Origin of the sequence: Bacillus inaquosorum KCTC 13429, assembly GCF_000332645.1 — a bacterium.
Classification (GTDB): Bacteria; Bacillota; Bacilli; order Bacillales; family Bacillaceae; genus Bacillus; species Bacillus inaquosorum.
On record NZ_AMXN01000005.1, the window covers coordinates 301,841 to 315,345 of the forward strand.

General features: G+C 44.5%; 11 protein-coding genes and 1 pseudogene. 6 read left to right on the plus strand and 6 right to left on the minus strand.

The genetic code is table 11. The features are described 5' to 3' along the window. Window positions 1-112: 112 nt before the first annotated feature. The 4 genes from BSI_RS06430 to mneS all read right to left on the minus strand — a co-directional run bounded on the left by BSI_RS06430 (window position 113) and on the right by mneS (window position 5,531). Window positions 113-2,326, minus strand: a complete 2,214-nt coding sequence (locus tag BSI_RS06430) for a DUF4129 domain-containing transglutaminase family protein (RefSeq protein ID WP_004397734.1) — start codon at window positions 2,324-2,326, stop codon at window positions 113-115. 21 nt (window positions 2,327-2,347) lie between these two features. Beyond that, window positions 2,348-3,544: a DUF58 domain-containing protein gene (locus tag BSI_RS06425; RefSeq protein WP_004397735.1), complete on the minus strand. Its 1,197-nt coding sequence runs from the start codon at window positions 3,542-3,544 to the stop codon at window positions 2,348-2,350. Continuing rightward, the gene (locus tag BSI_RS06420) at window positions 3,544-4,506 is read right to left on the minus strand and encodes an AAA family ATPase (protein ID WP_004397736.1); all 963 of its coding nucleotides are present in this window, start codon (window positions 4,504-4,506) and stop codon (window positions 3,544-3,546) included. Before BSI_RS06420 ends, BSI_RS06425 begins: the two co-directional genes overlap by 1 nt. Before the next feature lie 152 nt (window positions 4,507-4,658). Then, window positions 4,659-5,531, minus strand: coding sequence for a manganese transporter MneS (mneS, locus tag BSI_RS06415; RefSeq protein WP_004397737.1), 873 nt, complete (start codon window positions 5,529-5,531; stop codon window positions 4,659-4,661). Window positions 5,532-5,943: 412 nt separating this feature from the next. Between mneS and gabP the strand changes: the two genes are divergently transcribed. The 6 genes and pseudogenes from gabP to BSI_RS0121355 all read left to right on the plus strand — a co-directional run bounded on the left by gabP (window position 5,944) and on the right by BSI_RS0121355 (window position 11,607). Then, entirely contained in the window at window positions 5,944-7,353 is a 1,410-nt protein-coding gene (gabP, locus tag BSI_RS06410; RefSeq protein WP_004397738.1) for a GABA permease, read from the plus strand. A 150-nt stretch (window positions 7,354-7,503) separates the two neighbouring features. Continuing rightward, window positions 7,504-9,045: an outer spore coat copper-dependent laccase CotA gene (gene cotA, locus BSI_RS06405; protein ID WP_004397739.1), complete on the plus strand. Its 1,542-nt coding sequence runs from the start codon at window positions 7,504-7,506 to the stop codon at window positions 9,043-9,045. 99 nt (window positions 9,046-9,144) lie between these two features. Next, window positions 9,145-10,134, plus strand: a complete 990-nt coding sequence (locus BSI_RS06400) for a DUF4003 family protein (RefSeq protein ID WP_004397740.1) — start codon at window positions 9,145-9,147, stop codon at window positions 10,132-10,134. A gap of 13 nt (window positions 10,135-10,147) precedes the next feature. Beyond that, window positions 10,148-10,963 carry an alpha/beta fold hydrolase gene (locus BSI_RS06395; protein WP_004397741.1) on the plus strand — a complete coding sequence of 272 codons (816 nt, stop codon included), beginning with the start codon at window positions 10,148-10,150 and terminating at the stop codon, window positions 10,961-10,963. An 82-nt stretch (window positions 10,964-11,045) separates the two neighbouring features. Then, the gene (locus BSI_RS06390) at window positions 11,046-11,255 is read left to right on the plus strand and encodes a cold-shock protein (protein WP_003234008.1); all 210 of its coding nucleotides are present in this window, start codon (window positions 11,046-11,048) and stop codon (window positions 11,253-11,255) included. A gap of 188 nt (window positions 11,256-11,443) precedes the next feature. Next, window positions 11,444-11,607 (plus strand): annotated as a pseudogene (locus tag BSI_RS0121355) (hypothetical protein). A 32-nt stretch (window positions 11,608-11,639) separates the two neighbouring features. Here the strand turns inward: BSI_RS0121355 and BSI_RS06385 are convergent. Then, complete coding sequence (locus BSI_RS06385) at window positions 11,640-12,686, minus strand: type IV pilin N-terminal domain-containing protein (protein ID WP_004397744.1); 1,047 nt, start codon at window positions 12,684-12,686, stop codon at window positions 11,640-11,642. 65 nt (window positions 12,687-12,751) lie between these two features. Then, the gene (walM, locus tag BSI_RS06380; RefSeq protein WP_004397746.1) at window positions 12,752-13,123 is read right to left on the minus strand and encodes a cell wall metabolism protein WalM; all 372 of its coding nucleotides are present in this window, start codon (window positions 13,121-13,123) and stop codon (window positions 12,752-12,754) included. Window positions 13,124-13,505: the final 382 nt, after the last annotated feature.

Below are 13,505 nucleotides of genomic sequence, written 5' to 3' on the forward strand. Positions count from 1 at the left end.
GACAGATATGAAGCCGCTCCGCCCTCTTTGGCAAGGCCGTTTGCCGGAGTCCGGCAACTCGCTCCCAGACTCCGATAATATTCACTAATTCTAACAACACGTTGATAAGCGGTCAAGACCATCTTCTTTTAATTAAATTTTCCCATAACTCTCTGGATTCATTCCAAAGCTTCGCCGAATCTTCATTTCTGTATAGCGCCCGTTCATAGCTTGATGTCAGCTTTGACATGTCTTCTGAGCCATGTTTTCCATCGATTCGTTTCGCATAATCACGCAGCGTTTCACTGCCTTGTTTCGGCAGTCCTCTTCTCTTCATCTGTTTCAGGAGAGCGCCATATGCTTCAAAAAACACGTGCTGATCGCTGCGCCGCTTCAATTTTCTCACCACGAAAACAGGCATCCATAACGAACGGAAAACATACAGCAATACCGCTGCCAACAGGAGGACTGCAAGAAGTGCAAGCGCTACATACCATCCTGCACCGGCATTTGCATGTGAAGCGGACGGCTTTTCAGAACCAACTGGCTCCCGTTTTTCCTTTTGTTTTTCCTCTTTTCCCGGCTGTTTTTTCTCTTCTTTCTGCTCCTCTTTTGTTTTCTCCGGCGAGCTGCTGCTCTCGCTGCCGGAATCCTTTGTGTCAGTAGAAGTAAACTCAGCCGGATTTGTAAACCCTTTAGTCGGCTCAAATGTGACCCAGCCCTGTTCCGGGAAATACACCTCTACCCAGGAATGGGCGTTGTTATTTGTCACTTCGTAGATGCTGCCGTTTTTGTTTCCTGCTTCTTTATATTCGCCGGACGTATACCCCTTTACCCAGCGGGCTGGAATGCCGGCCGAACGCAGGAGCACCACCATAGCGGAAGAAAAGTTGTCACAGTAGCCCATCTTTGTTTCAAACAGAAATTGATCGACATAATCCTCATCATTCTTAGGGATGGTCACGTTTTCTGTTTCATATGTGAACTCATTTGATCCTAAGTATTCCTCAACTGCTTTCACCTTATCAAACATATTATCGTGATCCTGGGTCAGCTCGATCGCAAGAGTTCTCACCCGCTCAGGCAGTGAATCCGGCAGTTGCATATAGCGGTCGCTGAATGTGTATTCCTCACTGTTGTTTCTCACTTTTACCTTTCTCAGCTCATCCAGCTTGTAGACCGGAGAATTGTACGTTACTGTATAGCTTCCCATATTTCTGATCTCACCGGCTTGTTCACTGATCGGAGAAATTTGTTCCGTGTTCCCGTTCATTTCAAGTGAGACAGCCTGCTTTGGCTGAATGGTTACCGCACCGATCGGATACATCACATGGTTATACCCGTAGTGATCATCGACTTTTACTCGGACGGTGCTGCGCTCTGTCGAAACCTTGTGGTCAAACCACAGATTTTCAACTTTTCCTCCGCTTAGCTGATATGACATGCCTGTGTCTGTTTCAATCCAGCCTTTTCCTGTATACGTATCCTTCGTTTCCACGCGGAAATACGTTCGCTCTTTTCCTTGCCATGTAAAAACAGGGGTATTATCCTGCTGAAACGGGCCGCCGAGTGATTCATCATGGTTCCCGTATCCGATTTTGCTTTCTCCAGCCGACACACGGTCTTGATTGGTGATTTTTTTGAGGAAAGGCACCGGATCAGGCCAAGCCGGATCTGATTTCGGAGCGGAAAGTCCGAATCCCACCGCAGCCAAAATCAATACAGATAAAGGAAGAAACCATTTCAAGACAGATGTTTTTGACAGTTTGATTCTTTCCATCAGCTTGATGCGTTCTAAGTATAAAAGACCCAGCATAAAGAAGCCGATCAGCACGATACGGATGACGGCAAAAGTGGCGTCATATGGTGTAAAGGTATCAAGAATCGTAATATACGCTACTGTCATCATAAAGAAAAACAAGATTCTTCTCTGGTAAATCACCCAATAATGAAGGAGATAGACCAGCAGCCACAGCAGCACAAAAAACAGCAGGGTCCGAAACGAAGGAATCATGTCATTCCATTGCCCTGATTGAATCAGCGTGATATTCAAATAGACATCCTTAAAAAAAGAGCTGACCCAGCTCAAGTCAAATATAGATCCTTGATAAAACAGGATGTGTATCGAGATCAACGTAAATATGACACAAAAAGGAACGGTGACAAACCACCTCATCCTGAAAAAGGTCAGCAGAAACGTCAAGCCGATAAACACAATAAAAAAGCCCGTATGTTTCGTATCTGTAAAACTGTCAAGCGGCCTGAGCCACTCCCACAGCAATAAAAACGCCAGAAAATAAAATAACAGCAAGCTCAAACGGCTTCCCTTCTGGTCATCGTGCGGCATGTGCACCCGTCACCTCTCTTTCTAAACAACACGCGAAACTTGTCCGCACCTCATGACCTGAACTCTGATTTGACGTTTCATCATGCGTTCGATCATGACGTTTTCAGCTTGAGAAAGCTCAGCAGCTTTCTCTTTTGCCAGTATCACTGTCACCCGGCCGCCCCCGATTTCTGCTATGTTCAGCAAATCTTCCGTGAACTGTCCCGTGACGATCACTTTGTCAGCCTGGCGAACAGACGGCTTCCCCAGCTCCTCCCGTACATATCGGCTTACCGGGTCAGCCGCATCACAATGAGCGACGGCTAAATGACGAAGCATGTGCTTAAAATGCTGCTCCCCCTCCTGAATAGGAAAAATGTTTTTTTCCTTTCCGACTGAGGCCAAGCCTGCCCCCGCGCCGTTTTTTAAAACAGAATGAAGAATCGAAGCTGTCACAGAAACGACCTCTTCGAATGCTTCCGAGGAAAATCGGTCCATCAGAAGAAACAGGTTTTTGCTTCGAGACGGTTCAAATTCCTTCGTCATCAGCTGGTTTCGCCGTGCAGAAGTCTTCCAATCTAGTGCAGCAAACCGGTCTCCCGGCTGATAATTCCGCACACTTGCTGCGACTGCGGAAGGGTGCTGATGAATCGGAGAAGAACCGCTTACCCCGTCTTCCTGATGCTTCTCATTCACCTGATAAGGAAGACGCTGAAAGGATGGATAAACAAACAAGGTGTCTTCCAGCTCATAAAAAGCTGTTTTTTCAATCAGGCCGAGAACATCCCCGGTCCGCACCCTGACAGCATGAAAATGATGCTCCCCGCGCGGTACCCGATCTAATTCATACGACATTGTCATACTCCGTTTAAACCAAGGAAAAACGAGCCGTTTGGCCGCGGCTTCGTCTCGGTTCAATGACTCGATTCCTTCTGGCAGGCAATCTTCAATCACCATATACATCAGGGGAAACGGCAGCTTTCTTCTCAGCGTTACCGACACGCCCAGCTTGTCCCCCGCATGCAATTGTGTTTTGGCCATTTGCCGTGAAGCCTGAAAAGATCGGAGTGGGTACAGCGCCAGAAGCCCGGCATACACCACAAAAGGGAGAAATGCGTAAAACAAAAACCAGCTGACAAAGCCGCCCTGAAACATTGCGTAGGAAAAAACAGCACCCGTCAATAACGTTAATACAATCAGCTTCCATCCATATACCAGCCATTGCAATTTCTTCTTCATCAGCGGATCGACGACCTTTGAACCGGTACCTTCACAGTTGACATGATCTCCCGTACAATCGTTTCTGCCTGGATCCCTTCAAATTTCGCCTCTGGCTGCAGCAGCATCCGGTGCGGAAGCGTAAAAGGAGCCAAATATTGAATATCATCCGGAATGACATAGTCGCGATGATGCAGCAGCGCGTATGCTTGGGCCGCTTTCATTAGAGCGATTGATCCGCGCGGACTGACGCCTAATTGAACAGAGACATGCTGTCTCGTTTTCTGCACAATTTCAACAATATATTCTTTTATGCTGTCATCAGCGCGGACATTTTGAACTTCCCGCTGCAAACGGATGAAGTCTTCTTTTGTAATAACCGGTTCAAGTGTCTCAATCGGATGGCTTTTTTCCTGAAGAGATAAGACGTCCAGTTCCTCATTAAAGGACGGATAACCCATGCGGAGTTTGAATAAAAAACGGTCAAGCTGGGCTTCCGGCAAAGGATAGGTCCCTTCATATTCGACCGGGTTTTGCGTTGCCATCACAAAAAACGGGGCGGCAAGCGGCATCGTATGGCCATCTACCGTTACGCTTCCCTCTTCCATCGCTTCAAGCAAAGCAGACTGTGTCTTCGGAGAGGTACGGTTGATTTCATCGGCAAGCACAATATTTCCCATAATCGGGCCAGGACGGTATTCAAATTCCATCGTTTTCGCATTATAGATGGATACGCCTGTTACATCAGATGGCAGCAAATCCGGAGTGAACTGGATTCTTTTGAAGTCGGCGCCGATTGACTTTGCCAGTGCGCGGACCATCATCGTTTTTCCGACTCCGGGCACATCCTCAAGCAGCACATGCCCTTTGGCAAGAATGGCTGCTAAACTGAGTATGGCGATGTCTCGTTTTCCAACCATTACTCTATTAATATGGTCAACTGCTTTCCCCAGCAAAGGATGCAGGTCTTCATGATATGCCATTCTTTTCCTCCTAGTCATCTACAAAATTCATCATATCGTAACCTAACTTTACCACAAAAAACAATCTGTATAAAAAAACGATTCTAGCAAATTGTTTCCAATAAAAGCAGGCCAAAACACACAAAAAAAGCTTCCTGTGACAGGAAGCTCAATTATTTGCGTTCTAAAGGCTCCATATGAACATGCGAATAATCAATTGCATGCTCCTCCTTCATTCTCCGCTCAATTTCATTGGCAATATCGTGGCTTTCCGTAATATTTAAATCTGCCGATACCTCAACTACCACATCTACGTAAACCGTACTGCCCAAGTATCTCGCTTTAATGTCTTTTAACCGGCTCACTCCGGAGACCTTTTCGATCGTCTGTTTATAAGCCGAAATGTCCTTTACGTCGAAGCCATCTGTCAATGAGTGAGATGATTCTTTAAAAATGTCCCATGCCGTTTTGCAAATGAGAAGACCGATCACAAACGCCGTCACAGTATCAATCCAAGCAAGGTGGAATTGCGCTGCTATAATTCCGATAAACGTGCCGATACTGACAAACGCATCTGATTTATTATCAGCAGCTGCGGCAAGGAGCGCCTGGCTCTTCACCTTTTTGGCCAGCCTTTTATTGTACTGGTAGACCACAAGCATCAGGGCTGCCCCGCCCGCTGCCGTCCAAGCCGCAATCATATCCGGCGTCTCTTGTTTAGCAGAAAAAATAGATTCTCCGGCGCTGAATAGCACTTGCAGTCCGACAACCATCATAATAAACGATGCGATAAGTGATGCAATTGTTTCCGCACGGAAGTGGCCGTATGGATGATCTTCATCAGGAGGCTTTTGAGAGATACGCAGGCCGATCAGCACAGCAACAGAAGCAATAATGTCAGTTGTGTTATTTAACCCGTCTGCCGTAAGTGCTTCCGAGTGAAAAAGATAACCGATAATCAGCTTAATCGCGGACAGGACAAGATACGCGGCAATGCTGACCAGCGCCCCGGATTCTCCCTTTTTCAGTTCATCATATCTCTCCATACAAAACCTCCTCTCCGCACGTGTATTCCTATTATTATGATACAAAGCTGAACCGCAGTGGGTCTACAGAAACATGATTCACCAGCCACAGAAAAATAGTGACGATAGAACACTTTTTCTCTAAACCAATTTATTTTCTCATCTGAAAATCCCTTCAATTTCAATGATGCCAACGCTTCTGGCAGCCTTCCATATTTTTAAAATTATACCAAACTGCAAAAATGAATAATTAACGGAACATTTTTTCTTTTATTCCAAGCATATCTGCTGAAAACATCGCCAACAAAACACTACAAATTTGAAATAAGCTGTTATATTTTCTTACACGAATTTTCGACAAACTGTATATTTATGATAGAGTTTCAATTATCATAATATTCAGTAATGACTTCATTCTTAAAGGAGGCAACCTATGAACCAGTCTCAATCAGGATTAAAAAAAGAATTAAAGACCCGCCATATGACAATGATTTCGATCGCCGGCGTGATCGGAGCCGGCCTATTTGTAGGCAGCGGTTCAGTGATTCACTCTACTGGGCCCGGTGCCATTATTTCTTACGCGTTAGCCGGATTATTGGTGATTTTTATCATGAGAATGCTCGGTGAGATGTCTGCCGTAAACCCGACAAGCGGATCGTTTTCTCAATACGCTCACGATGCCATCGGACCGTGGGCAGGATTTACAATCGGATGGCTGTATTGGTTTTTCTGGGTGATTGTGATCGCGATCGAAGCAATCGCCGGCGCAGGCATTATTCAATACTGGTACCAAGATATTCCGCTATGGCTGACAAGTTTGATCTTGACGATCTTGCTCACCCTGACAAATATCTACTCCGTTAAGTCATTCGGTGAGTTCGAATATTGGTTCTCCCTCATTAAAGTTGTTACCATCATCGCTTTTCTAATCGTTGGTTTTGCCTTTATTTTTGGCTTTGCGCCAGGCAGTGAACCAGTCGGTTTATCCAATATTACAGGCAAAGGCGGATTTTTCCCGGAAGGCATCAGCTCCGTATTGCTCGGCATTGTTGTTGTCATCTTCTCCTTTATGGGAACAGAAATTGTTGCCATTGCAGCGGGAGAAACATCCAACCCAATCGAATCCGTGACAAAAGCGACCCGATCCGTTGTATGGCGCATCATCGTCTTTTACGTTGGCTCTATCGCCGTTGTTGTGGCGCTTTTGCCTTGGAATTCAGCGAATATATTAGAAAGCCCTTTCGTCGCTGTACTTGAGCATATTGGAGTGCCGGCAGCCGCGCAGATTATGAACTTTATCGTCCTCACAGCCGTACTCTCTTGCCTGAATTCAGGTTTGTACACCACATCCAGAATGCTGTATTCACTCGCAGAAAGAAACGAAGCGCCGCGCCGTTTTATGAAATTGAGCAAAAAAGGCGTTCCCGTACAAGCCATTGTCGCCGGAACATTTTTCTCTTATATCGCGGTCGTAATGAACTACTTTTCACCGGACACAGTCTTTTTATTCTTAGTGAACTCATCAGGCGCCATTGCTTTGCTCGTCTATCTCGTCATCGCTGTTTCCCAGCTGAGAATGCGAAAAAAACTCGAAAAAACAAACCCGGAAGCATTGAAGATCAAAATGTGGCTCTTTCCTTTCCTAACCTACTTGACCATCATCGCCATCTGCGGAATTTTAGTATCTATGGCGTTTATTGATTCCATGAGAGACGAGCTGCTGCTGACAGGCGTCATCACGGGAATCGTTCTGATTTCTTATCTTGCGTTCAGAAAACGCAAGGTGAGCGAGAAAGCGGCAGCCAAGCCAGTCACACAGCAGCAGCCCGACATCCTGCCTTAATGCTGATCAAATCCTAAACGGTCTGCCGTTTAGGATTTTGTTATTTTCTTCTTCGAGCAGGAGCGACACACAAATTTTTTTGTAACCATCACGTCCTTATTGTCATTAACTATAGTACCAATTTGGAAAATTTAGATAAGGACGATGAAAATGACACTTGAAAAATTTGCGGATGCTCTCCCAATCCCAGATACACTAAAGCCGGTGCAGCAAACAAAAGAAAAGACTTACTACGAAGTCACCATGGAGGAATGCACTCATCAGCTTCACCGCGATCTCCCCCCGACCCGCCTGTGGGGCTACAACGGCTTATTTCCCGGGCCTACCATTGAGGTTAAAAGAAACGAAAACGTTTATGTGAAATGGATGAACAACCTTCCGTCAGAGCATTTTCTTCCGATCGACCACACCATTCATCATAGTGACAGCCAGCATGAAGAGCCCGAGGTAAAGACTGTCGTTCATTTACACGGAGGCGTCACGCCTGATGATAGTGACGGGTATCCGGAGGCCTGGTTTTCCAAAGACTTTGAACAAACAGGCCCTTATTTTAAACGAGAGGTTTATCATTATCCGAATCAGCAACGCGGGGCTATTTTGTGGTATCACGATCACGCCATGGCGCTGACTAGGCTGAATGTCTATGCCGGACTTGTCGGCGCTTATATTATTCACGATCCAAAGGAAAAACGCTTAAAGCTGCCTTCCGGCGAATACGACGTGCCGCTTCTTATCACGGACCGCACGATCAATGAGGACGGTTCTTTGTTTTATCCAAGCGGGCCTGAAAACCCTTCCCCGTCACTGCCTAACCCATCAATCGTTCCGGCTTTTTGCGGAGAAACCATACTCGTCAACGGGAAGGCATGGCCATACTTGGAGGTCGAACCGAGGAAATACCGCTTCCGCGTCATCAACGCCTCTAATACGAGAACCTATAACCTGTCACTCGATAATGGCGGAGAATTTATTCAGATCGGTTCAGACGGAGGGCTTCTGCCTCGTTCTGTTAAACTGAACTCTTTTAGTCTTGCGCCTGCTGAGCGTTATGATATCATCATTGACTTCACAGCCTATGAAGGACAATCGATCATTTTGGCAAACAGCGAAGGCTGCGGCGGTGACGTCAATCCCGAAACAGATGCGAATGTCATGCAATTCAGAGTCACAAAGCCATTGCAACAAAAAGACGAAAGCAGAAAGCCGAAGTACCTCGCCTCATACCCTTCAGTGCAGAATGAAAGAATACAAAACATCAGAACACTGAAACTGGCAGGCACTCAGGACGAATACGGCAGACCCGTCCTTCTTCTCAATAACAAACGCTGGCACGATCCTGTTACAGAAGCACCAAAAGCCGGCACAACTGAGATATGGTCCATCATCAACCCGACACGCGGAACACATCCAATCCACCTGCATCTAGTCTCCTTCCGTGTATTAGACCGGCGTCCGTTTGATATCGCACGTTATCAAGAAAGAGGGGAATTGTCCTATACCGGCCCGGCTGTTCCGCCGCCTCCAAGTGAAAAGGGGTGGAAAGACACCATTCAAGCTCACGCCGGTGAAGTCCTGAGAATCGCCGTGACATTCGGGCCGTACAGCGGACGATACGTATGGCACTGCCATATTCTCGAGCATGAAGACTATGACATGATGAGACCGATGGATATAACAGATCCCCGTAAATAACCCGACAAACTTGCCTCTTGCAGGCAAGTTTTTTTCTTTATGAAACTTTTGGCCCCATTTATCGTATAAGGTAAAAACAGCAAAAAGGAGCTGCTTTTTATGCTGACAAACGACCTAAATAAAAAAACAAAGCGATACATTTCCATTTATGCCGAATTAAAATCAAAATTAAAATGGAAAGTTTCACACGATCAGATATTAATGTTCATTTCTTCTGCATATATTGTGAATAAAAGAGAGTTTGATTTTCAGCGCTTTTATGATTTGAGCAGCTATATCAAATCAAACATCGGCAGCTTCTCAACACTCAATTCACACCACCGCTTTACTGTTGCTTCCATTCTGGACATTCATTTTCAGCAGGAAGCCAAACAAGCATTCCTTACTTTTATTGACAGATACAATGAGATGGTGAGGCTTGGATACAAACGGGACATTTTCACTTACCTTTCCGCCCTTATCATACTCACCGGCAAGTCCGAAGCGATCAATCAAAAAGAACAGATGAACATGGGGCTCTCTGTTTATCAGCAGATGAAAAAACATCACTATTTCCTCACGTCAACTCAAAATGTCCCGCTTGCCGTATTACTGGCCGGGAACGGGAAAGAATTACAGGCGCTGAATAAAGCAGAAACGTGCTATCAGCAGCTGCCAGCTGGCGGATTTCGCAAAGGCCAGCACTTACACCAAACCAGCCACATCCTAGCCCTGCACGCTGAAAAAGACGCTGAAACGCTTGTTTTGCAATGCAGAAAGCTGTTCCAAACCATCACTGAATCTCACAAAAAACCAAAGGATGTCCATTACCCTGATCTTGCCCTGCTCACATTTCTGGAAGAGCCTGATATCAAAACTGTTCTGGCCATCACAGACGAGCTGAACCAAGAAAAACGATTCAAATGGAAAAAGGAATTGAACTTCAAAATTGCTGTCAGCCTATATCTCAGTGAGCATATGGAGAAAAATCTGCTGATGGAATCAGGACTGTACACAGCCATCGAAACCGCCATTCAGGCACAGCAGGCAGCCGCGACAGCTGTCATCGTCAGTTCAACAGCAGCCAGTCATTCTCAAGACGGAAACTAGAGGAGGAGTAAAAATGCCCTACATCACATTAGAAGATCAGACACGACTGTACTATGAAACGCACGGGAGCGGTACACCGATCCTGTTTATACACGGAGTGCTGATGAGCGGACAATTTTTCCACAAACAGTTCTCAGCACTCTCTGCCAATTATCAGTGTATTCGTCTCGATCTTAGAGGACACGGCGAATCCGACAAAGTCCTGCACGGACACACCATTTCCCAATATGCCCGTGACGTAAGGGAATTTCTAAAAGCAATGGAGCTCGACCGTACCGTGCTTGCCGGCTGGTCAATGGGTGCTTTTGTCGTATGGGATTATCTCAATCAATTTGGGAATGATAACATACAAGCCGCTGTCATTATTGATCAATCAGCTTCCGACTACCAATGGGAGGGCTGGGAGCACGGTCCGTTTGATTTTGACGGTCTAAAAACGGCGATGCACGCCATTCAGACTGAACCGCTGCCATTCTACAAAAACTTCATCCATAATATGTTCGCAGAACCGCCTGCTGAGACAGAAACAGAATGGATGCTGGCAGAAATCCTCAAACAGCCGGCTGCGATTTCAAGTACGATTTTATTTAACCAAACGGCTGCTGATTACCGCGGCACCCTTCAAAACATCAATGTGCCGACATTGCTGTGCTTCGGGGAAGACCGCAAATTTTTCTCTACTGCTGCTGGAGAACACTTGCATGACCTCATTCCAAATTCGACGCTCGTCACCTTTTCAAAAAGCAGCCATTGCCCGTTTTTAGAAGAACCGGACGCTTTTAACAGCACACTCCTCTCCTTCTTAGATGGACTGATTGGAAAGTCATAAAGAAAAAGGAATTAGGAGATTAGGGAAAAGTATGAGACAATAAGAAATGTGCAGTAAAATACATGAGGGAAGAAGTGACTTTATGTCTTACTATAACAAACGTAATCAAGAACCGCTGCCTAAAGAAGATGTGAGTACATGGGAATGCACAAAAGAAGACTGTAACGGCTGGACCCGAAAAAACTTCGCCAGCAGTGACACGCCATTGTGCCCTTTGTGCGGAAGTAAAATGGTTGACGGCATCCGTTCATTAGTGAATCTCCAAAACAACAGCCAAACGAAAACAAGCTAGCTCTTCCCTATAATAAATGCAGTCTCCTGCAAGCAAACAATCCCCGAACGGAGACGCAGATTCTATATCCAGAATGAAGGCCTCTCATTGCAAGAGGCCGTAGCTTAGAAAGAAGCCCAAAACTGTAAATGTTTAGGGCTTTTTATTTTATCATTATGGTATAATATGGATACCGAAGGAGTGATAACGTGATCACAAACCAGCAGCAAAAAGTCCTAAAAAAAGGGCTACGTTCAAAAAGCTGAACCTTGCAATCAACTCTTATGTTGAACTTCTGTTTTTGTCGATACCTCTTATCCATCTCTTTAAATGGCTCGGATCATTAGCCCTGCACCTCGACCTCGTCCATTAAAAAACCACTCAGCCCATGCCGAGTGGTTTTTATTAGTTGATGACAGAAAAGCTGTTGATGATGCCGTTCGGATTTTCCCACACTTTTTTAAACGTCTTATTTTCAAGGTTATAGGAATAAATCGTCCGCACCTTAGCTTCACGCCCTGTTTCATCCTTCAGTTTTTTAGCCCCCTCGGCTTCGGCAAGAAAATAAATGTTCTTTCCATCCTTAGAGAACTGCGGCTGTGCGTCTATTAACAGCTTAAATGATTTTTGATTTGAAATGATGTTTTCATATTTTTTCGTGTCCGCATTCAACATCTGAATAGAAGCGGTTTGCTCTGTGCCTTTTTGTGTATATGATGTAAACAATATACGTTTATCATCATCAGAAACAGCAATATCGCTGATAAACTGGTCAAGGCTCTTCAGCTCATCAAATTTGTTTTGATGGCCTGCAGCAAAATGAATCGTTGTCGGTTCAGGATCGATCCCCTTTTCGTTCGCTTCATCTGTTTTCTTGTAGTCTTCTTCTACAGAATAATGAAGCAATGCAAATGAATCTGTTTTTTTGTTATAAAAGAAGCTGCTGACGCTGTCATCCTGATCATTCGCGGCAGGATAAAGGTTTTTATACTTCTTTGTTTTCAGATCAAAGGATGCGATCCGGAAATTGCTTTCGTCCGCTTTTCCTAAACGGAAATAGATGGTTGAACGGTCCTTTGATAAAAACAGGCTGTCGGCACTCTCCGCACCTTTATAAAGCACCGTCTTTTTATTAGACTTTAGATCCAGCTTAAAAAGCCTCATTTCATTTTGATCATTATTGCCCGTATAATAGAGCACCTGCTGCTTTTGATCCAAGGCAAATGCCGGATAGCTGGTCAGCTTCTCCTCATGAATCACCTTATCATTTTCATAATACTTCGTCAGCAGATCGGTATTCGTAATCGAAACAAGCAGCTTATCACCGCTTTCCGTATTTACTGAAACATCAGCAGCGGTCTCATGGCCTTTATCCTTTACAACATAAAACGCAAAACCCGCCACAACGGCTGCTATCACAACAGTTAACAATAATATGATTCTTTTTTTCATCTTTTATCTCCACCAATAGAAAAAGCAAGAATGTGACTTCTTGCTTTACAGATTATATATGTAGATTAATAGCTGTAATGTCCCGCTACTTTTCCTTTGCTTAATGGGTATCCAAGCGCTTTAAACGCTTTAGGGCTTACATCCAGGACTGCATTAGGCATTCTGCCAACATCATTTTTGTAAACCGTAATCACCTTTTTAGGTTTCGCTTTTGCATAAGCTCTGATTTTTGTCCCGTTTCTAGGAACATCAAATCCGATCTTGGTCGCACAATCCCAATGTCCAAGTTTTTTACCTGAAGAGCCTTTTTTCCCGACTCCATTATACCAAGTAATATTTCCGTTCACATGTTTCGCACTGGCATCTGATGAAAAACTCAAAGCTCCCAAAGTACTTCCTACTAAGATAAAAGCGGCTAAAATGACTTTCTTCAACATTTCGTCCCCCTGTTTGTTAACATCTAGGAAAATTATACACGATGAACCAGGATTTTTTTATTTCAATATCCTTACAGTAATGTTACAAAGTCAAAAAAGTGATCCCTGCTAAAATAAACCATGGAAGATTATCCTATTCTAATTGCAGTGTTAGCGTTATAATTGTTGATAGAGTAGTTGTCGCATTCAATATGAACGAACCATTACCGTATTGTTCAAACCAAATTCATAGCTATGTAAACGATTAATACTCTCATATAAAGAAAAAAGAGTGTGCGAGACTCTTTTTTCTTCAAAATTTCTTTTTTCAAAAAAACGTAGATTATATTATATAAAAATTTCATTTCTTTTTTGGTTTTAAAAATGGCGATTTTGTGAACAG